The organism is Chloroflexus sp., from assembly GCF_034435895.1.
Lineage (GTDB): Bacteria > Chloroflexota > Chloroflexia > Chloroflexales > Chloroflexaceae > Chloroflexus.
The window spans coordinates 1-20,062 of record NZ_DAOTWH010000061.1 but is presented as its reverse complement, the minus strand read 5'-3'; the positions used below and the strand labels follow the sequence as shown (position 1 = coordinate 20,062).

The 20,062-nt window shown below is 60.2% G+C and carries 14 protein-coding genes; 8 read left to right on the top strand and 6 right to left on the bottom strand.

Going from position 1 to position 20,062, the window contains the following annotated elements; translation table 11 throughout:
* The first annotated feature begins 224 nt into the window (after window positions 1–224).
* Window positions 225–965: an EI24 domain-containing protein gene (locus U9R81_RS03960; RefSeq protein WP_322494222.1), complete on the top strand. Its 741-nt coding sequence runs from the start codon at window positions 225–227 to the stop codon at window positions 963–965.
* Between the two features lie 5 nt (window positions 966–970).
* On the opposite strand, the gene U9R81_RS03955 is transcribed toward U9R81_RS03960, so the two are convergent.
* From U9R81_RS03955 to U9R81_RS03940, 4 genes are all read right to left on the bottom strand, one after another.
* On the bottom strand, window positions 971–2,224 hold the full coding sequence (locus U9R81_RS03955) for a PQQ-dependent sugar dehydrogenase (protein WP_322494221.1): 1,254 nt from the start codon (window positions 2,222–2,224) through the stop codon (window positions 971–973).
* 517 nt (window positions 2,225–2,741) lie between these two features.
* Window positions 2,742–3,719, bottom strand: a complete 978-nt coding sequence (locus U9R81_RS03950) for an electron transfer flavoprotein subunit alpha/FixB family protein (protein WP_322494220.1) — start codon at window positions 3,717–3,719, stop codon at window positions 2,742–2,744.
* Window positions 3,720–3,738: 19 nt separating this feature from the next.
* Window positions 3,739–4,518 carry an electron transfer flavoprotein subunit beta/FixA family protein gene (locus tag U9R81_RS03945; RefSeq protein WP_322494219.1) on the bottom strand — a complete coding sequence of 260 codons (780 nt, stop codon included), beginning with the start codon at window positions 4,516–4,518 and terminating at the stop codon, window positions 3,739–3,741.
* A 53-nt stretch (window positions 4,519–4,571) separates the two neighbouring features.
* Window positions 4,572–5,738, bottom strand: a complete 1,167-nt coding sequence (locus tag U9R81_RS03940) for an STAS domain-containing protein (protein WP_322494218.1) — start codon at window positions 5,736–5,738, stop codon at window positions 4,572–4,574.
* A 162-nt stretch (window positions 5,739–5,900) separates the two neighbouring features.
* On the opposite strand from U9R81_RS03940, the gene argG reads away from it, so the two are divergent.
* Window positions 5,901–7,253, top strand: a complete 1,353-nt coding sequence (gene argG, locus U9R81_RS03935; RefSeq protein WP_322494217.1) for an argininosuccinate synthase — start codon at window positions 5,901–5,903, stop codon at window positions 7,251–7,253.
* A 328-nt stretch (window positions 7,254–7,581) separates the two neighbouring features.
* Here argG and U9R81_RS03930 read toward each other — a convergent pair whose 3' ends face one another.
* Entirely contained in the window at window positions 7,582–8,670 is a 1,089-nt protein-coding gene (locus U9R81_RS03930; RefSeq protein WP_322494216.1) for an STAS domain-containing protein, read from the bottom strand.
* A gap of 97 nt (window positions 8,671–8,767) precedes the next feature.
* Entirely contained in the window at window positions 8,768–9,862 is a 1,095-nt protein-coding gene (locus U9R81_RS03925; protein ID WP_322494215.1) for an STAS domain-containing protein, read from the bottom strand.
* 272 nt (window positions 9,863–10,134) lie between these two features.
* On the opposite strand from U9R81_RS03925, the gene U9R81_RS03920 reads away from it, so the two are divergent.
* The 6 genes from U9R81_RS03920 to U9R81_RS03895 all read left to right on the top strand — a co-directional run.
* Window positions 10,135–11,706, top strand: coding sequence for a hypothetical protein (locus tag U9R81_RS03920; protein ID WP_322494214.1), 1,572 nt, complete (start codon window positions 10,135–10,137; stop codon window positions 11,704–11,706).
* A 152-nt stretch (window positions 11,707–11,858) separates the two neighbouring features.
* On the top strand, window positions 11,859–14,543 hold the full coding sequence (locus U9R81_RS03915) for a flagellar filament outer layer protein FlaA (RefSeq protein ID WP_322494213.1): 2,685 nt from the start codon (window positions 11,859–11,861) through the stop codon (window positions 14,541–14,543).
* A 447-nt stretch (window positions 14,544–14,990) separates the two neighbouring features.
* Window positions 14,991–16,247 carry an extracellular solute-binding protein gene (locus U9R81_RS03910; protein ID WP_322494212.1) on the top strand — a complete coding sequence of 419 codons (1,257 nt, stop codon included), beginning with the start codon at window positions 14,991–14,993 and terminating at the stop codon, window positions 16,245–16,247.
* Window positions 16,248–16,414: 167 nt separating this feature from the next.
* Window positions 16,415–17,635 (top strand): sugar ABC transporter permease, encoded by a 1,221-nt coding sequence (locus U9R81_RS03905; RefSeq protein ID WP_322494211.1) that lies wholly within the window; start codon window positions 16,415–16,417, stop codon window positions 17,633–17,635.
* Window positions 17,632–18,477, top strand: a complete 846-nt coding sequence (locus U9R81_RS03900) for a sugar ABC transporter permease (protein ID WP_322494210.1) — start codon at window positions 17,632–17,634, stop codon at window positions 18,475–18,477. The genes U9R81_RS03905 and U9R81_RS03900 overlap by 4 nt, the downstream gene beginning before the upstream one ends.
* 6 nt (window positions 18,478–18,483) lie before the next feature.
* Window positions 18,484–20,062 (top strand): transcriptional regulator (locus U9R81_RS03895; protein WP_322494209.1); only part of this gene is annotated, 1,579 nt, incomplete at its 3' end.

The window sequence follows — 20,062 nt, the reverse complement described above, 5'->3', positions numbered from 1 at the left end:
TTGCGCCTCAGCGGGAGAGTGCTGCGGGCGCGGCGCGCCCTCGCAAGGACAGCAGGCCTCCTGCTGTGTCCTCCACGCCCGCTGCGGTAAAAAACACATCCCACCCCTGCGGTAAAAATCTCCCTTCCACCTCCGCGCCTACTGCGGTACCATGGGTTGTCTCCCGCAACCTGCGCTCGCTGCGGTACTTGGCGACGATGTGAGGAAAGAGAGTTTCACCCCCTATGCACGCGTTTCTGCACGGTTTCAGCTATCCCTTCCGCGCGATCCGGCTGATTGCCGGCCAACCCCTGCTCTGGCGCTATATTGCCATTCCAATCGGATTAAACCTGCTGGTGGGCTTTGTCCTCTACACAACCTTGTTGTTGGCCGGGTTCCAAGCGATTGATGCGCTGCTGGCCGGTTGGCCGGCGTGGATCGAGTGGCTGGCGCGCGGTTTGCTGATCGTTGCGCTCTTTGTTGGGTTGGGATATCTGTTGGTGCGGTTCGGTGTGGTGCTCGGTTCACCGTTCTACAGCCGGCTTTCCGAGCTGCTCGAAGAGCGGTTGCGCGGGGTTGCCATTACTGCGCCGCCGGCAACGCCGGCCAATATTGCCCGTGATCTGGGCCGTGCCCTCTCGTTTGAGGTGAAGAAGTTGCTGCTGACGCTCGCTATTGGCTTGCCCTCGCTCTTGCTCAATTTGATCCCCGGCGCCGGTTCGGTTTTAGCGACGATCGCCGGCATTGCGCTCGGCGCGACGATCGCCTGCCTCGACTTCTTCGACCCGCCGCTCGAACGGCGGCGTTTGCGCTTTCGCGCGAAGCTCGGCTTCATCCGCCGCCATTTGCCGGCCAGCGCCGGTTTTGGTTTAATGTGCCTTGGATTGGTGAGCATTCCGCTCTTCAACTTGGTGGCGGTGCCGATCTGCATCACTGCCGGCACCCTCTTTTATTGCGACGTGGCCGCAACGGAACGGGCTACCTAACGGCGTTACGGTGTGCCAACCGGCACAATCCGGTAGATATTGCCGTTCCAGTCATCCGAGACGAAGATGACTCCGTTGGGGGCGATCGTAACACCAGCCGGACGGCCCCATGCCCCGCCGCACTCTTGCTGCGGGTTGTCGCGGAAGCCGGTGAGGAAGGCGTCGCCGGCGACTGGCATGCCGTTGGTGACGCGAATCCGTTGCACGCGGCAATCGCGTGGCGTTTCGTCAGCGTTCCAAGAGCCGTGGTAGGCGATTAAGACATCGCCATTCGCCAGCCGGTCAAGCCCTAACGGCGCATAGTGGGCCAGATCGGTAAACAGCGCCGGCGTTGCTTGGGCGCAACTGCTGAAAGTGGCATCGAGCGGCACCCGCGTATCACGCACCTCTTGCGCACCGGCAGGCACCGGCCCTAGTTCGGCGGTGTAGCAGTAGGGCCAGCCGTAATGCTTGCCGCGCTCAACCTCGATCAGCACCTCTTCCGGCGGCAGATCGTTGCCCAAGCCATCGCTGCCATTGTGCGTGGCCCACAGCCTCCCGTCAGGCAAAAAGATGAAATCAACGCTGTTGCGCAAGCCTTCGGCCCACACCGCGCGCCGGCGCGGATCGGGATCGCTGGCGAATGGATTATCGACGGGAATGCCGCCAGTGATTGTATAGCGGAGAATAGCGGCCCGGCGCGGATCGCCTTCGCTGCAACCGACGGTGATATTGCACTTCGAGCCAACCGACACGTAGAGCATGCCGTCTGGGCCGATGCGGGCCGTGCGGGTTGAGTGGCCGCCATCGTTGGGCAGGCCATCAACGATGACCGTGATCTCACCGCTCTCGAACACCCCGTTGCTATTGCTGTCGCGCAGCCGCCACACAGTAGCATTGCCGGCGGCATAGAGATCACCGTTATACCATTCGAGGCCATGCACGCCGGGCAGATTCGTGGCCACCGGCGTGATCCCGTCCGCCCTCCCATCGACATTGGCGTCGGCCAGCCGCACCACCCGGTTGGCGCTCCGTTCAGCGACATAGAGCGCGCCGTCCGGCCCGCTGGCCATCAGTCGCGGGCGATTCAACCCGCTCGCATAGAGTCGCACCGCATACCCTTCAGCGACTTCTAACCGCGCGCTGATCGCGTCGGCTGGCGGAACAACGGGTGATCGGGCAACGATGGGAAGGTGAAGCCGATACGGTGGTTGGGCAAGCGTGATGGCGGCGAGCGCCAATCCCAGCGCAACCAGCAAGACAGTCAATGAGCGTTTCATACCTGTGCAACTTTGGGTTAATGATACGGTACGTTCATCATACCAGATCAGCCAGTGCGATGGCCAAACGTATCGACCGATTTTGTCCTAGGTGACATGGGGGTGAGAGCCACCCATCCTCCAGCGGGGGAGGGGTTGGGGGTGGGGGCACGTTTGCACCGCCGGGGGAGACAGCGGGGGCAGCGCCACGAAAAGCTGCAAAAGGCACCAAACAATAAAAAACCTCTGCGCTCTCCGCGCCCTTTGCGCCTTTGCTTACTTGGTGGCTTGGCGTTGCCTCCCTCACTCCCCGGCCCCCTCTCCCACCTTGAAGGCGGGCGAGGGGGAGCCGCGTGCTCAGCGTCTGAGGCATTACTCGCGCGGAACGCAGTAACGCCCCTCCCCCGCTGAGGGAGGGGCTGGGGGTAAGGGCATTGCAGCTATCAGCAGCGTAAATTCCCCCTTTTCGCGCAGATCAGCAAAATCCCTTTCTCCCACCTTGCGGGAGAGGGGGCATAGGGGTGAGGGCAACGCCCGCTTAGCGGTTCAGCCGCGCCTTGATTTCTGCAGTCAGCAACGGCAAAATCTCGTTGACATCACCGACTATGCCGAGGGTGGCAATGCGGAAGATCGGCGCTTCGGAATCTTTGTTGATCGCCACGATCGTGCGGCTGGTGCGCATGCCGGCCAGATGCTGGATCGCGCCGCTGACGCCGGCGGCGATGTACAGTTTGGGGCTGACCGTCTTGCCGGTTTGACCGACCTGATGCTCGTATGGCACCCAGCCATCGTCCACAATCGCGCGCGAGGCGCCGTACGCACCGCCTAGCGCCTCGGCCAGCGGCGGAATCAGGCGGTAGTAGTTGTCTTTGTTGCCCAACCCGCGCCCGCCAGTGACGATAATCGCCGCATCGGTCAGGTTAACCGCGCCGGCCTTCGGCGCCACTGCCTGCACTTCGGTGCGCGGGGTGAGGTTCGCAACCGCCAATTCCGTCACCGGCGCGCTGCGATCGGGCTGGGCCGCAGCTTCGGGGAAGCTCTGCTTGCGTACCAGCGCCACCACCGGCTTGCCGGCAGCAAACTGGTAGGTGTTGATCACATTGCCGCCGTGCGATGGGCGGGTGGCCCGGATCGCGCCATCCACCACTTGCAGATCGGTCGCGTCAACCACTAACCCGGCATTGAGATCGGTGGCCAGCGCCGCGCCAAAATCGCGCATCTGGAAGCTCGCCCCGGCCAGAATCAGCGCCGGATGACAGGCATCCACCGCTGCCTTCGCCGCCGCGACGTAGCCATCAGTGGTGTACTGGGCCAGCGCCGGTGCATCAGCGGTATAGACCTGATCGGCGCCAAACTGGCCGGCCCGCGCCGCGACTGCAGTCGTGGGGCCAATGGCCAGCGCCGCTAACGAGCCGCCGAGTGCATCGGCCAACTGCCGCCCTTTGCCGAGCAATTCGCGCGAAATGGCGGCCAGATCATCGCCAACCGCTTCGAGAATAACTAACACGTTGCTCATGATCGGCTCCTTTCCGCGCTTAAATCACCTGATACTCCAGCAGCTTATCGACCAGTTTGCGCACCTTGGCGGCGGCGTCGGGGCCATCGATCATCTCGCCCTTCGGGCGCGGCGGCGGCGGCACCCGCTCGGCCAGTTGGGCGGCTGGAGTCAGATCGGCGGCGCTCAAGCCGAGATCGGCTGCCGTCCAAATCGGCGGCTCAACCTTGGCCACACGCTTGATCTTAAGCAACGACGGGTAACGCGGCTCGTTAATATCCTTGATCACCGACATCACTGCCGGCAAGCGGCACACCACCGTCTCGATCACGCTTTCGAGGTGGCGTTCGACCTTGACTGTGCCACCCGGCTGGAGTTCGAGCACCTTGCCGACGTAGGTCAACTGCGGCCAGCCAAGCAAGCGGGCCAGCGCCGGCGCAAACGCGCCGCTCTCATCGTCGGTGCTATTGCGACCGGTAATCACCAAATCCACATCGCCGAGCTTGCGGATCGCGGCGGCAGCCACTCGCGCGGCAGCGATCGTATCAAGTTGGGCAAAAGCCGGATCGCTCAGCAACAGCGCATCGGTCGCGCCCATCGCCAGCGCCCGCCGCAACTGCTCAACCCATTCAGAGGCGCCGATCGAGAGCGCCGTCACTTTGCCGCCGTGCTGCTCGTTCCAGCGAATCCCCTCTTCGAGCGCGTATTCATCGAAGAGATTAATGATCTTCTCAATCCCCTCGGCGTCAATGGTCAGATCAGGCCGGATCTTGACCGAATTGTCGCGGGGGACCTGCTTCAGACACACCACGATGTGCATGCTATGGCCTCCTTCGTACCATGGGCGGTAACGCACTGCATTATAGCAGAGTGTTAGCCAGCAAGGCTCAACGTAGCCGGAATATCGCGGGCAAACCGGAACAGATCAGATGGCATATCGGCAAGGAGCAGCGCCTGTTCAGGGCGGACGCCGACCAAAATGCTTTGTGCGCCGAGCAGGCGCGCCCCGCGCCCAACCCGGATCAGCGTCGCGATACTGTCCTTGTCAAGCGTCGCCAGACCATTGATATCAATCACCACCGTGCGCGCCTGCCGCTGTTGGATCGCATTGAGCACCGTTTGTTCAAGCTGTTTGCTGCGTTCAGCGTCGAGATGGCCGACCAGCGGCAAAAAGATCGTCTGCGGGCCGAGCGGCGTTACCGGCAGGCTGAGCGCCCGGATCGTCGCCTGCAATTGCACTTCGCGCTCAAGCTGGGCTTGCTGGGCCTGTATCGCGGCAGCGAGTTGCTGTTGGCGATCGTGATTCGTATCAAGGAGGTACTGAAAGGAATCGCGCAGCCGTTGGAGTTGGTTAATCGAACTAACGGCGCTGAGCTGGCCGCGATCGTCAGTATGCGCTAAGCGTTCGGCATCAGCAGTCAGTTGATCGACGCTCTTGCCGACCTGCCAGATCAACGATACGGCAAAGGCCAGCGCAATCAACACTGCTGAGCCGACCACTGCTGATACGATCCAGAACCCTTCATTCGCAATCCGTTCCAGCTCGGCTACTCGGCGCTGGTAGGCCGCATCATATTCCAACTGCGCGCCAAGCGACAAGTTATGAATCGCGCGCAGATTGCGGTGATAATCGGTTGAGTTGATCAGTTCACGCGCCTTTTCCTGATTGCCACGGTCAAGAAAAGTGAGCGCGGCGTCGTGTTGGGCGACCATGGCCTCAAATCGGGCGCCCAATTCCAGCTCAATGTGTCCCGAGTCCAACTGCCCGTACGTCGCGAAAAAGCTGCGCGCTTCGGTGCGGATCTTCTCCAGCTCATTCCGATCCAATGGACGACCGGCAATGATCTCGCTCACATAATAGTGCTCAAGCAAGATCAGCGATTCGCTCTGAGCCACTTCGACGAGGTCGCGGGCAGTGTTATCAACGCGATTAATGGCCTGCGCTACTCGCTGTTGCGAGTACACAGCCACGACCCCGATAATAGCCAGCGCCACTAGCAGTGGTGAAAGTGAGAGGATGAGGCGTGCGCGTAGATCCATAGCAATACTCGATTGATGAATCAACCGTTGTTTAACCACTATTTTATGACTATTGTACCACCTCTGCTGCGCTTGGTTACAGCGCCGTCGGGAGTGTACTTCCCTGCTATAATACGGCGGAACGAGTGAACGTCATTTCGCAGACCAGAAACGAGTAGCGCCATGGCCAAAATATTGCAACACCTGCCGGTTGGTGCGAAGATCGGCATCGCCTTTTCCGGCGGCCTCGACACCAGCGCCGCGATCCACTGGATGCGCGCTAAAGGCGCGATCCCTTACGCCTACACTGCTAATCTCGGCCAGCCTGACGAGCCTGACTACGAAGATATTCCGCGCCGGGCCTTAATGTACGGCGCCGAGGCGGCGCGGCTGATCGACTGCCGCCACCAGTTGGTGGCCGAGGGTTTGGCCGCGCTCCAGTGCGGTGCGTTCCACATTTCCACCGCTGGTCTACCCTACTTTAACACGACCCCGCTGGGCCGCGCGGTCACCGGCACGATGCTGGTGGCGGCAATGCGCGAAGATGGCGTCAATATCTGGGGTGATGGCAGCACCTACAAGGGCAATGATATTGAGCGGTTTTATCGCTATGGCCTGCTGGTTAACCCCGATCTGCGCATCTATAAGCCGTGGCTTGACCAAGCCTTTATCGACGAGTTGGGTGGGCGGGCCGAGATGTCGGCCTATCTGAGCCAAGCTGGTCTTGAGTATCGCATGCCGGCTGAAAAGGCCTATTCGACCGACTCAAATATGCTGGGGGCAACCCATGAGGCCAAGGATCTCGAATTCCTCGACCGCAATGTCACCATCGTCAACCCGATTATGGGAGTCGCCTTCTGGCGTCCCGAGGTGCCAATCGAGTACGAAGAGGTGCGGATTACGTTTGAAGAGGGCTTTCCGGTGGCGATTAACGGCGTGACTTTCCCCGATCACGTCGCCTTGATGGCCGAGGCTAACCGGATTGGCGGGAGGCACGGGTTGGGCATGAGCGATCAGATCGAGAATCGGATTATCGAGGCCAAGAGCCGCGGGATCTATGAAGCGCCGGGCATGGCGTTGCTCTTCATCGCCTACGAGCGGTTGGTGACCGGCATCCATAACGAAGATACCATTGACCAGTACCGCGAGTACGGGCGCAAACTGGGCCGCTTGCTCTACGCCGGACGCTGGTTTGACCCGCAGGCGATGATGATCCGCGAGTCGTTGCAACGCTGGGTGGCCCGCTTGATCACCGGCGAAGTGACGATTGGCCTGCGCCGTGGCAATGATTACTCGATCCTCGATACCAGCTCGCCGAATTTGACCTACGATCCCAGCCGGTTGACGATGGAGAAGGGGGAAGCCAGCTTTACCCCGCAAGATCGGATCGGCCAGTTGCACATGCGCAACAACGATATTGCCGACACGCGCAAGAAACTGATGGTTTACCTGCGCACCGGCTTGCTCGGCGATAGCGGGGTGTTGCCGCAGCTTGCCCCGCCGTCCGGCGAACAAGAGGATGCGCCATCGGCGTAAAGCGCGCGCTTGGTAGACACGTACTTCGCCTCCTTCTCCCGCACTGTGGGAGAAGGAGGCAGCGGCGCGGACAGAACATGTGGTTGAGTACAACCGTTGATCGCGGTGCGATGTCGTCCAGCCCCGTACTGCGCACCCCATCACCCCTCCCCCGCTGGGGGAGGGGGTGGGGGTGGGGGCAAGAACGTGCATCCTCGCGCTGGATCGCCCGGCCCTCAAGGGCCGGGCTACGGTTCACATGCTCTGTCCGTCCCTATAAAGAAAAGGCCCTAGGGAGGATGAAGGCCGATTATCCCAAAAAATGGGTGTGGTTTGGGCCTTTTCGTGGCTATGACCGCTTCGCGAGCGCCGCCTGCAACGTGCTGAACGTGCGGATGCTGCTCAAATCTACGCCGAGCGAAACTAGCGTCTGGGCCACTTCGGGCCGGATTCCAGCCAGCATCACCCGCGTCCCCATCAACCGCGCCGCTTCTACAAGCTGAATCAGCCCCTTGGCCACCTGCGTATCTATGGCCGGCACGCCGGTAACATCGATCAACAGCTCACGCGCGCCAGTCTGTTCAATCTGCCTGAGCGCATGCTCTTGCATATCGCTCAGGCGGGTGGTGTCAATCGCGCCAATCAGCGGCATCACCAAGGTCGTATCACGCACCGGTAACACCGGCACGCTCAGCGCGCGGAAAGTCTGTCGTTGCTGTTCATTCTCGGCCAGTAAGCGGGCCTGTTCCGCTGCGCGCTGCTCGAGATCGCGCAACGCTATTTGCAAAGCTGCCGTGCGCTGCGCGACTTGCGCTTCCAAACTGGCATTCAACTCTGCTAACCGAGCCGCACTCTGCCGCGCCTCCTCGCGCAGCCGCCACGCTGCGCGCAGCGCGCCATCGGTAATTGTCCCGCCGATAAAGGTGAGGAGCGCGGCGCCGATTTGCAAAAAGACCGCTGTCACTTCCAGCGAGATTTCTATCGCATTGGCAAACAGCGGTATCCCGGCAATGTTCCACGCAATGAATAAACCCGTCAAATTGATCGCCAAAACTGCCCCTATCAGTGGCGGGCGCAGGGTTAAGCCGGCGATGAGCAGTGAGAGAAGCAGGTAAAAGCCCCCTGTATAGGGACTAGTTGGCGAGGCTTTCGTCGCGATGGCGATCAAAATAGGCAGGATGATAAAAGTGATCAGAATGAAACTGCCGAGATTGACCCGGCCACTCCGGGTAACGGCGATAGTAACAAGATAGGCAGTAATCCCAATCGCAATAATGATAACCCTGCTAAGCGACGTACCGCTCAGCAAACTGGTCGGGATGGCAAGCACTGCTAACCCAATCATCACCAGCGTCACTATAATCGTGGTACGCCCGCGGCGCAGATCGTCTTCATTCGTGCTTTGAATCTGGGTTAGCCACGCAAAGAAGGATTGCATAACTTCTCCTGTAAGCGTGTGCGAGGATCGGTCTGTAACCCCAATGATACCTTATTCTGGTGTCGCTCGGCTACGTGCCGGATGGTTCCTGAGACGCTTACTGTTGGGCTAAAGCCTCCTGCAGGGTACTCGCAGTGCGAACTTCTTGGAGGTCAATGCCGAAATCCACCAAGCTGTGCGCCACTTCCGGCCTGATTCCAGCCAGCGTTACCCTCGTTCCCATCAGCCGGGCAGCGGCAACCAGTTGCAGCAAGCCTTGCGCGACCTGCGGATCTATGGCCGGCACGCCGGTGATATCGAGCAGCAGCTCGCGCGCGCCGGTTTGGGCAATCTGGCCGAGCGCCTGTGGTTGCAGATCAGCGAGGCGCGCCGGATCGAGCGGGCCAATCAGCGGCATGACTAAGGTTGTATCGCTCACCGGCAAGACCGGCACGCTTAGCTCGCGGATGACCTGCCGCTGCTGCTCATTCTCGGCCAACAAGCGGGCTTGGGCCGCCGCGCGTTGCGCGAGATCGCGCAACGTTTTGTGTAATGCTGCGGTGCGTTCCGCGATTTCCATCTCTAACCCGGCATTAAGCGCTGTAAATCGGAAGGCGTTCCGGCTGGCTGCCTCGCGCAACCGGCGCGTTTCGCGCAACGCCTGCGCAACAATGGAACCGCCGACGAAGGTCAAGAGCGTTGTGCCAAATAGCAACAGGATCGCGGCGCTTTGGAGCGCATGCTCAAAGGGGCTGGCAAACAGCGGAATGCCGGTCAGCCGCCATGCCACGAGCAAGCCGGCCAGATTGAACAGGAGCGCTATCCACACCAATGCCGGTTTCATTACCATCCCAGCGATGATGATAGAAAAGGCTAGAAAGAAGGGCGCACTATACGTAGAAGCTTTATCGTTTGCGAAGCCAAACGTGGCAATCAGCGTGAGCAATGAAATAGTGGTTACAAAGACGACCCCGCTTACCGATACCAAGCCTTTTCGGGCAAGAATTATCACCGTTGTGTAGACCGCCAGCCCGAGCACATTGACCGCAATAAGCGCAAATACGGCTTGCGGCGTTGCAATCAACACTAATGGAATTGCCATGATCGCCATGGCATTGGCAAACAGCGCTAATACCACAATGATCCGCCCGCGCCGGACAACATCTTCGTTGGGGTGCTGAATCTGCATCAACCACGGGAGCAACGATCCCATCCTGCAATCCTCCGTGGATAAAGCTGCATAACGTCCATCCCAAGCGTATTGTACATCGTCCCTGAGTTGAAGGAACGCTCTCCAACACCGTTGCCGCTATCGCTGATTGAACAATTAGTACGTTGCTCCTATCTCCTGTCGTTACCGTATACCCCTTCCTGTACAGCAACGACAGGCCTCTTTCGCCCCTCGGCATTCGTGCTCACACGCGGTACAGTGAAATCAAGAAACGGCTTTGCCACTCATTCTCATTCTAGCCGAGAGAGGCCGCTATGCGTACTAAACTTCTTCTCAGCCTGCTGCTTTGCTTGGTCATCGCGCCTATCCCCTCCCTCCACGCCGCCCCGCAGGGAGAACCGAACCTACCGCTGCCGGTTGATGACGTATTGATCGCCCCTACGCCGGCATCACTCGCGTTTGCCGTCGATAGCGAACAAGATCTGCGCTTGCCGAGCCAATATCTCGCAGGGCGGGTTGCAGTGCGGTTAGTGCTGCCTGAGAGCAATGGCGTGGTTGATCCTTCAAGCGAAGATTGGATGACGGATAAGATCGAGCAGGTGACCGCCCAAATGCGCGCTGCCCTCGATTGGTGGCGTGAACGGCTGCCCGCTGCTCGCCTTGAGTTCGATCTGGTGGTACAAACTGTGCCAACCCGCTACGAACCGATCCGCTACGGCTTGGCGCAAGAAGGTCTTTGGATTGGTGATGTGCTGCGGACATTGGGTTACACCAGCAACAGCTATTTTGAGCAAGCGTTCCAAGCGGCGTTTGACTTGCGCGACCAGCGCGGTGCTGATTGGGCCACAACGATCTTTATCGTTAATAGCACGCGTGATGATGGTTACTTCGCCGATGTCCGCTTCGCGTATGCGTATCTCAATGGCCCCTTTAGCGTGATTACCTCTGACGGCGGCCCGTATACCACCCAGTGGTTGCGAGCAGTGATTGCCCACGAATTCGCCCATCTCTTCGGCGCGCTTGATCAATACAGCGCCGCCGGAGTCAGGTGTGATCAGCGCAGCGGCTATCTGTTTACCCCCACGACCAACAGCATGTTCAACAACTGCGGCACGAGTGAGCCGAGCATTATGCGCGAACTGATCAACAGCTTTGTCAACGGTGCGGTTGATGGCTCGGCACGGGCGCAACTTGGCTATCGCGATAGTGATAGCGACGGGATTATTGATGTGCTCGATACGATGCCGTCACTGACGCTTACTACCGTGCAGCAAGCGCCGGGCCGGCGTCCGCTGGTTAAGCTAGAGGCGCGCGATCTGCCCTATCCCTCGCCGGTACAACCCGATGTGAGCATTAATCCGATCACCGCGATCGAGTATCGCGTGGATCAGAGCGAATGGCAATTCGTTGAGCCGGTGGATGGTGCATACAACAATGTGAGCGAGACGGCGCAGTTCGAGCTGCCGCTCTACGATGGCGAGTATGTGGTTGAGTTTCGCGCGCTCAATCTGGCCGGCAATGCCTCTGCGATCATCACGCAAATTGTGACGGTCAGCGGGCTTGGCCCGGCGCCGGAATACCATCTCACCAGACCGGCGCGTCTGAATGGACAGACCCTCATTATTCACGCCCAAGCGCCCCAAGCGACCCGCGCAGTCGAGGTGAGCCTCCAACGCACCTTCACCAGCGCGCTCCGCTTACCCTATGCGCCTGAGATAACGTTACCGCTGAATAACAACCTGTCGCTCGCTACGGCCCCGCTTGCCACAACCACAATGTACGTCCGGTTCATCGATAGCGCCGGCTTACCGTCGCTGGCCTACGCCGTGCCAATTGAAACGCCTCCGGCGCAACACCACGTGATGATCCCGCTCGTATCGCGGTAATTTGGATTGATAATCGATGCTGACGTGCAACCGCCGGCCCATCGCAGGATGTGGCCGGCGCAAATTTTTGCAAAAAGTGTTACCATGTTTGGTCGGCTAAACCGGTATACTTCGTTACATTGACCATGTGGTAGTTTGGAGAGGAATGCAGTATGCGTTATACCCGCCATCTCAGCCTGTTACTGCTGGTTGGAGTGTTGCTAGCCGGCTGGCCCGCCGTGGCGCCGGTTGCACAATCGGCGAACCTCTCGGTCTTTGGTGCGAATACCCACATCGCTGCGAGCTACCCCTTCCCTGACTCACTGAACCGGCCCGCCGACGTGGTTGCCCAGAGCAGTCTTGGCTGGGTGCGCGAGGAGTTTCAATGGGGCCGGATCGAACCGCGTCCCGGCAAATTTGATTGGACGTTCACCGATCGGGCAGTGAATGAATTGGTGCAACGCGGGGTCAATATCGTAGGCCTGCTCAATCCGGCGGTGGGTTGGGGTACGCCCGATCCGGCTGACGACAACATTCCGCCTGAGCAAGGCAGTTTCTACCCGCCTGATCCGCAACTCTTCGCCAAGTTTGCCGCAACCGTGGTCAACCGCTACAAAGACCGCGTGCGTTATTGGCAGGTGTGGAACGAACCGGATAATGCGGTGTACTGGCGGCCAGCGCCCAACCCGGCAGCGTATGCTGCGCTGTTGCGCGCGGTCTATCCTGCGATCAAAGGCGCTGATCCGGGCGCAACGGTGCTGGCCGCCGGCATTGTCTCGCCTGAACCAGCCGGTTCGTTCTTGCAAGCCATCGCCGATAATGGCGCGTGGGGATCATTCGACATCATCGCGTTGCATCCCTATACCGATCCGCTCGGCCCGGAGGCTGGCTCGATTGATACAGTTGGGATCGGCGCGATTCAGACACTGGCTGCCCGGCTTGGCCCCAAACCGATTTGGGTGACTGAATTCGGCTGGGCTGACAGCCCGACCGATCGCACCGGCGAACAGGCGTTTGATGTGGAAACGCAGGCGAACTATCTGATCCGGGCGATGGCGCTGTTGCGGCAGGCCGGCGTCGAGCGGATCATCATGTACCGTTTCAAAGACATGCAACTGCGCAATGGTGCGCCGTTTAACGCCTACGGCCTCTTGCGCTACGGCAGCGGGCAAGGCGATTACAGCCAATTCAAACCGGCCTTCAACGCTTTCCGCACGCTCAACCAGCAGGTAGGGGGGCGACAGCCGCTCGGTTTGCGCCGGTTGAGCGAAGCGCAGGTCGCGTTTGATTTTGAGCGAGCGATCGCGTGGCAAACCTTCCCTACCGGTAACGGCTCGATTGGTCAGAGCAACACGCAGGTGCGCAACGGCGGCGGTGCGGCTGAGGTGCGCTATCGCTTCACCACTGGCGGCAACGATTACGTCAGCTTCACGCCGCGCGAAGCGATCACCTTCCCTGCCGGCACATCGCAAATTGGGCTTTGGGTGTTTGGTGACGGCAGCAGCTTTGATCTCAAAGTGCAATTGCGCGATACGCAAGGCGAAATCTTGCAATACCGGCTCGGCAAGATCGGCCCTGCCGGCTGGCAGCAACTGGTGGCGGCAGTGAATGGCCCCGTCGAACCGGGTAACCGGATTCGCTTTGTCGATGGCAAACTCGACGGCGAGATCACGTTGCAGGCGATCGTGATTGACGACGACCCTGACAGCCGCACCGGTGAAGGGGTGATCTACCTCGACGATCTGACCGGCTATAGCGGGCCGGAAGCCTACGCTGCCCGTTTCGCCGCCGATCGCGGCGTGGTTGAGGTCATCTGGGCAGTTGATGGCGGGCAGGTACGCATCTCTAGCGCCGACGCCGAAGTGACGATCATTGACCGCGACGGCGGGCAACGCCGGCAAGCCGCACCGGGAGGCGTCTTGACACTTGATGTCGGGCCACGCCCAATCTACCTCATCTATCAGCCGGGAGCGGCCCAGCCGCAGCCGCAACCACCCGCGCCACTGCAACCGCCAGTGAGCGGCGGCTTCGTGCCGGCCAATGGCGCCTTTGCTGACGATGCAATGCGCAATGTCTGGCAGCGCACCGACCAACCGGTGGCCGGCGGCGCACCGGGTTTGCGCCCGCGCTCGTGGATCTGGGGGCCGCAACCGATCAGTGGCGCGATGCGCGAACCATACGCGCAAAGCCCCGGCGGCAGCCGTTTGGTGCAGTATTTTGACAAGAGCCGGATGGAGATTAACAACCCGGACGCGCCGCGCAACCAGTGGTACGTCACCAATGGCTTGCTCGTCGTCGAGATGCTGACCGGGCGGATGCAGCTTGGCGATGCCCAGTTTGAGGATCGCGCGCCGGCCAACGAGGCGGTGGCCGGCGATCCGGCTACCGTCAACCCCAATGCACCGACCTACGCCACGCTGCGCAGCGTCGCCTTCCCGGTCAACCAAAACCGCGCGCCGGATCAAACCGGGCAAGTAGTGACCGCCTTCCTCAACCGCGACGGCACGGTGGTTGACCGGCCCGATCTGGCTCGCTACGACGTGCGGATCGGTCGCTACGAAGCAACCCTTGGCCACAACATCCCGCAAGTCTTTCTCGACTACTTCGCCCAACAGGGAGTCGTGCTCGAAAATGGCCGGTATGTGAATCGCCAGATCATCGACTGGCTCTTCGTGATGGGTTTGCCGATCAGCGAACCCTACTGGGCGCGGGTTAAAGTCGGCGGCGTTGAGAAAGATGTGCTGATGCAGGCCTTTGAACGGCGTGTGCTGACCTACACCCCCGACAACGATCCGAATTGGCGGGTCGAGATGGGCAACGTCGGGCAACACTATGTGCGCTGGCGGTATGGCCGGTAGGGGTGTAGCGTCGCTATGCCCCTACCGGCCGCAACATGGCGGGGCAATGTTCCTTCATTACCCCGCCATACCATGGTATTCTGCGGTATAATTACTAGCGCCCACTTGACAGGGGCGCAGGAATGCGGTATAGTTGTGCTTGAAAATGTTGTAAACAAAACAATGTCTAGCACAACTATTATCGTCTAGCGCAGGGGAAGGAACCATCCCCAAATGCTCTTTGGCTGGACCCTTGCCTGACAACGGCGAGAAGCAATGCCGGCCTCCATGTATGCCTGTTCTCCTTCCCGGCTGCGCGTGATGCGCTCCTGTTGAATGCGCAGAAAGGAGGTGGATCGCATTCAATTGCCGCATACCGCTCAATTACTGCCGGATGTGTTCGCCCGTTAGCACAAATTTTCCTTCACCGTGCTGTCGTCGTCGTAGACACAGTTAAGGAGTACAACCATGAATGCAATGAAGCGTGCCTTGATCGCAATGTTTCTCGCCGCGGCCATGATGCTGGCGGCGTGTGGCGGCGGCCAGAGCGTGCAGCCGACCACTGCACCAGCGCAGCCGACCACTGCACCAGCGCAGCAGGTTACCATCCGCATCTGGCACCAGTGGGATGGCGCGTACCTCACCGCAATTGAGCAGGCGTTCCGCGACTACGAAGCTTCCCACCCGAATGTAAAGATTGACCTCTCGAAGCCTGAAGATGTGAGCAACGCGCTCAACGTGGCTATCCCGGCTGGTGAAGGCCCCGATATTATCGGGTGGGCTAATGACCAGATCGGCCAGCAGGCGCTGGTGGGCAACATCGTCGCCCTCAACGACTACAGCATCACCGAAGACTTTCTGCGCAGCACCTACGAGCCAGCGGCGGTCAAGGGCGTGATTTGGCAAGACAAGATTTGGGCCTTGCCGGAGACGCAGGAAGGCATCGCTCTGATCTACAACAAGAAGGTGATCGGCGATATGAAGCTACCGGCCACCCTCGATGAGCTGTTGCAGATGGCGAAGGACTTCCGCGCAGCCAATCCCGACAAGACGCTGGTTTGCAATCAGGGCTTTGGCGGCAGCGATGCCTATCACGTCGCGCCGATCTACTTCGGCTACGGCGTGCCGAGCTACGTTGATGACGAGGGCAAGGTCTACGTCAACAGCCCCGAAATGATTAAGGGTGGCGAGTGGCTGGCCGAGATGAGCAAGGTCTCGTTCAGTGAGCAGAGCTATGACATCTGCAAGGCGGCGCTGGCCGAAGGCAAGGCGGCGATGTGGTGGACCGGCCCGTGGGCGATTGCCGGTATCGAGCAGGACGGCGTTGATTACGGCATTCTGCCGCTGGGCAAGCCCTTCGTCGGCATCAAGACCCTTATGCTGACTCGCAATGCGGTTGAGCGCGGCAATGCGGAAGTGGCGCTTGACATTATGAAGTACTTCACCAGCGCCGAGGTGCAGGCCAAGCTGGCGTTGACCAACAAGACGGTGCCGGCGGCGACTACGGCGCTGAAGAATCCGGAAGTGGCGGCGTTGCCGACGTTGGCTGGCTTTGGTGCGTCGCTGAATGCCGGCGTGCCGATGGCGAATACCCCGTTTGCCGCGGCCCAGTGGGGCCCGGTGGGTGATGCGAGCGTCGCGATTTGGACGGGCACGCAATCGCCGGCTGATGCGCTGGCTGCCGCCGCGCAGGCGATCGAAGCGGCCATTATGCAGATGAAGTAAGGTGGTGTCGGCAGGGCAAAGCACAACCGCTTGCCCTGCTGCGTCGTCAATGCTGATGATGAATATGAGCCGGACCCTGCTGTCCGGCTCACGCGCTACCGTTACGCCGGTCGGGCGCCCGGCGTCCGCTCAATGGCCTTCCGACTGCTTCCAGTGAGGTAACGCACATGGTGTCGTGGTCTAATCGCCGCAAGGCGCTCACCGTTTTGCTCTTCACCGGGCCCACCATTATCGGCATTCTGCTGTTTAATATCTATCCCATTCTGCTCAGCGTTTATACCTCGTTTACCAATCGCAACCGTTTTCGGCCTAATCCTGATTGCAGCGTCTTCTTCACCGGTGTGCTTGACCCACTCTGCTGGCCGCAATTCCGCACCAGTGCGCCAGTAGGGATGGGGCAGCCGTACCGCTTGCAAGATCCGCTCTTCGCCAATTATGCCAATCTGATCGGCAATCTTTTCACCCCCGAAGCATTGGGTGCATTGGCTGCAATTGCCCTGTGTTTCGTGCCGTTAATTGCGGCTGGGTTTATCAACCGGCGCCTCGAAACGATGATGGAACCGCCGGTCGCGCCGTCAATTGTGTGGCTGGGAGCGTTGGTGTTGGGCTTTATTCTGGCCGCTGTGGTCAATGTGGCGCAAGCGTATGATGTTCTCATGCGCACCGGCGATTTTGTGGTGGTGGTCTTCCGCACCCTGCTCTTTGTGATTGCGCGGGTGCCGTTTAGCTTTTTGCTCGGCTTGACGTTTGCGCTGATCTTGAATAGTGATTATTTACCCGGACGCACCTTCTTCCGCGTGATGCTGTTTGTGCCATGGGCAGCATCGTCATTGGCGATCTTGATCGCCTTGATCTGGCAGTTCTTCTTCCGCGAACAAGGCACGATTAATCAGGTGTTGGCTTTCTTCGGCATTGCCGGCCCGTTGTGGCTACGCGATCCGGTCAGCGCGTTTATGATTATCGTGCTGGTTGATACGTGGTTTTCGTACCCCTTCTTCATGATCGTGATCCTTGGCGCGTTACAAGCCGTTCCGCGCGATGTCTATGAGGCCGCCGAGCTTGATGGCGCTTCGTGGTGGCAGCAACTCACCCGGATTACGTTGCCGCTGATCCGTCCGGCGGTGTTGCCAGCCACGGTGCTGACCTCGATCACCGCGTTCCAGATGTTTGGCACCGCATGGGCAATCACCGGCGGCGGGCCGGTCAATGAGGTTGGCCGTCCCGGCGCAACTGAATTTGTGATTGTCTATGCCTACAAGCAGATCTTCCAAACCCAGAACTTCGGCAACGCGACGGCTTTCGCAGTCATTCTCTTTATCTTCCTGTTCTCGGCGACGCTCTATAGCCTGCGGCTGACGCGCATCACGAAAGGGGCCTACGAGTCATGATTCGCAAACCTTCGCGACCGGTCTTAGTCTTGCAGTACACCATCCTGATCCTTGGGGTGTTGTTTGCCATCTATCCGCTCTGGTTTGCCTTTCTGGCTTCGGGCCGCACTGGCGACCGGCTCTATACCCTCAATTTGCTCGGGATGTTTATTCCTACCGAGTGGACGTTTGAGAATTACCGGACGATGATCTTTGACCGCCCGCTGCTGACGTGGTTGCGCAATAGCCTGTATGTGGCCGGCGTGACGACGGTGGCCTCGCTGGTGATTACAACCTCGGCGGCATTTGCCTTCTCGCGGTTTAAGTTTTATGGCCGCGAGTTTGCCCTTATTCTCCTGCTGGCTATTCAGACCTTCCCCGGCGTGTTGAGTCTGGTGGCGATAGCGCAGTTGCTGACGGCGATGGGTTTGTACGGCAAGCATGAGGGTCTGATCCTTGCCTACACTACCGGCACACTGGTCTTTAGCACGTGGAATATGAAGGGCTATTTCGATACGATCCCGATCGAGCTGGAAGAGGCGGCGATGATCGATGGCTGCGGGCCGATCCAGTCATTTATTTTGATCGCGTTGCCACTGGCCCGCCCTGCATTGGCGGTCACCGCGCTGCTTGGCTTCTTGGCCGGGTGGGGTGATTTTATCTTCGCCTCGGTGCTGGTGCCGGCTCCCGATAGCATGAAGTTGGTGGTGCCCGGTCTCTTCAGTCTGGCGAACAGTATGAGTGTGCCGTGGGGCAACTTTGCTGCTGGCGGGTTGCTCATCATTCTGCCGACGATCATCGTCTTCTTGATGCTTCAGCGTTTCCTCGTGTCGGGGTTGACGGTTGGCGGTGTCAAGGGATAGACAACCGTGAACGCTTCTTCGTCGCGCGGCTGGTTGATCGGCGTGATCGTACTAGCCGCGCTGCTGCGCTTGTGGGCCGCGTTAACGCTGCCCCCCGATTTTGATGAGCCAGTGTATGTGGGGGCGGCGCTTGATTATGCCCGCTTGATCCGGCAGGGCGATTGGGCGGGAGTGATCGATTACCCCGGTAATCGCCAGCATCCGGCGCTCGCCAAGCTGGTCTATGCCGGCGGTGCGCTGCTGTTGGGCGAGAGCGCCAACCAAACGACCGTCCTTTTGGCGGCGCGCTTGATCTCGGTGCTGTTTGGCACGCTGGCGGTTGCATTGCTGGCATTCAGCGCCGGCCCGCTGGCCGCCGGCTTGCTGGCTGTCCACACCTTGACGATCAAATACACCGCGCAGGCCTACCTTGAGGCATTGCCGTTGGCGCTCGCAGTGGCGGCCATCAGCGTATGGCAACGCGCTGGCCAGCCGGCTTCGCGCCACCGGCGGAGGTGGTTATGGATCGGCGCCATTGCATGGGGGCTGGCGACGGCGGCCAAGATGTCGTACGCGATCGTTGCCTTGCCGGCGATGATCGTACTCGCGCTGGCTGCGTTGCGGGCCGAGGCAACGGCGCAGCCACAAGCGCGCATGGGTTGGGTGTGGTATGCGTGGCGGCTGGCTGGATTGGCTGGCCTTGCGTTGCTGGCCTTCGCGCTCGCGAACCCCACGATCTGGCGCGAGCCGGTGACTCGCCTTGGCGCTATGGCCGGTTTCTGGACGGCCTACACCCACGGAAGCGAGGTGCAGGCCGCCGGTTATCCGTGGTACCAGCCGCTGATCTGGGTTGCCACAGCGCCGGCGGTCGCATGGCACCCTGAAGTCTTCTTCTTCCCCGGCCCTGATCCATGGCTGACCCTACTGGCCCTGATCGGTCTGCCCGCCGCGTGGCGCGATCCGCAACGTCGCTATCTGGCCGTCTGGTTCGTAAGCGGGTTGCTGATCTTGCTCTGGTGGCCGGTCAAATGGCCGCAGTATGCGCTTACCCTAGCCATCCCCATCGTGCTGTTGGCGGCGCCGGTCTTGAGCCGGATCGTCACGTGGCTGCGCGATCTCAATGAGTATTGGGGTTGGAGCGAGATCATGTTTCTACGCCCGCCCCGCTATGCTTGGATCGCGCTGGCGCTGTTGGCAGGGTTTATTGCGACGGTCTACGGCGCCGCATTGGTGATGGTCACGCTCGGCAGCATTGGCTGGAACACCATCAAGCCGAGTGCTGGCGGGTTGCCGCCGGGAGCGATATACGCGCTGCAACCGTTACGCGATGGGAGAGTGGCTATCGGCAGCGAGACCGGGTTGGTGATCTGGCAAGCGCCGGCGGTGAGCGACGACCCGCCGCGCTGGACGCGCCTGCCACTAGGGCGAGTCTACGCGCTGGCCGAGACAGACGCTGGGTTGTGGGCAGCGAGTAATCGCGGTCTGGCACTTGTCACCAGTGACGGCAACTGGGCATGGCAGACCCCCACGCTTGGCGGGCAGCGTGATCTGCTTGTCCGCACGATGGTCGCTGGGCCAGACGGCACGCTCTGGCTGGGCACGAGCG

What these genes read in the sequence shown, in the direction of transcription:
- U9R81_RS03915 (WP_322494213.1), top strand. Translation starts at nt 11,859, where the DNA reads ATGCGTTATACCCGCCATCTCAGCCTGTTACTGCTGGTTGGAGTGTTG.
- U9R81_RS03900 (WP_322494210.1), top strand. Translation starts at nt 17,632, where the DNA reads ATGATTCGCAAACCTTCGCGACCGGTCTTAGTCTTGCAGTACACCATC.
- U9R81_RS03955 (WP_322494221.1), bottom strand. Translation starts at nt 2,224, where the DNA reads ATGAAACGCTCATTGACTGTCTTGCTGGTTGCGCTGGGATTGGCGCTC.
- U9R81_RS03950 (WP_322494220.1), bottom strand. Translation starts at nt 3,719, where the DNA reads ATGAGCAACGTGTTAGTTATTCTCGAAGCGGTTGGCGATGATCTGGCC.
- U9R81_RS03940 (WP_322494218.1), bottom strand. Translation starts at nt 5,738, where the DNA reads ATGGATCTACGCGCACGCCTCATCCTCTCACTTTCACCACTGCTAGTG.
- U9R81_RS03960 (WP_322494222.1), top strand. Translation starts at nt 225, where the DNA reads ATGCACGCGTTTCTGCACGGTTTCAGCTATCCCTTCCGCGCGATCCGG.
- U9R81_RS03910 (WP_322494212.1), top strand. Translation starts at nt 14,991, where the DNA reads ATGAATGCAATGAAGCGTGCCTTGATCGCAATGTTTCTCGCCGCGGCC.
- U9R81_RS03920 (WP_322494214.1), top strand. Translation starts at nt 10,135, where the DNA reads ATGCGTACTAAACTTCTTCTCAGCCTGCTGCTTTGCTTGGTCATCGCG.
- U9R81_RS03945 (WP_322494219.1), bottom strand. Translation starts at nt 4,518, where the DNA reads ATGCACATCGTGGTGTGTCTGAAGCAGGTCCCCCGCGACAATTCGGTC.
- U9R81_RS03925 (WP_322494215.1), bottom strand. Translation starts at nt 9,862, where the DNA reads ATGGGATCGTTGCTCCCGTGGTTGATGCAGATTCAGCACCCCAACGAA.
- U9R81_RS03930 (WP_322494216.1), bottom strand. Translation starts at nt 8,670, where the DNA reads ATGCAATCCTTCTTTGCGTGGCTAACCCAGATTCAAAGCACGAATGAA.
- argG (WP_322494217.1), top strand. Translation starts at nt 5,901, where the DNA reads ATGGCCAAAATATTGCAACACCTGCCGGTTGGTGCGAAGATCGGCATC.
- U9R81_RS03905 (WP_322494211.1), top strand. Translation starts at nt 16,415, where the DNA reads ATGGTGTCGTGGTCTAATCGCCGCAAGGCGCTCACCGTTTTGCTCTTC.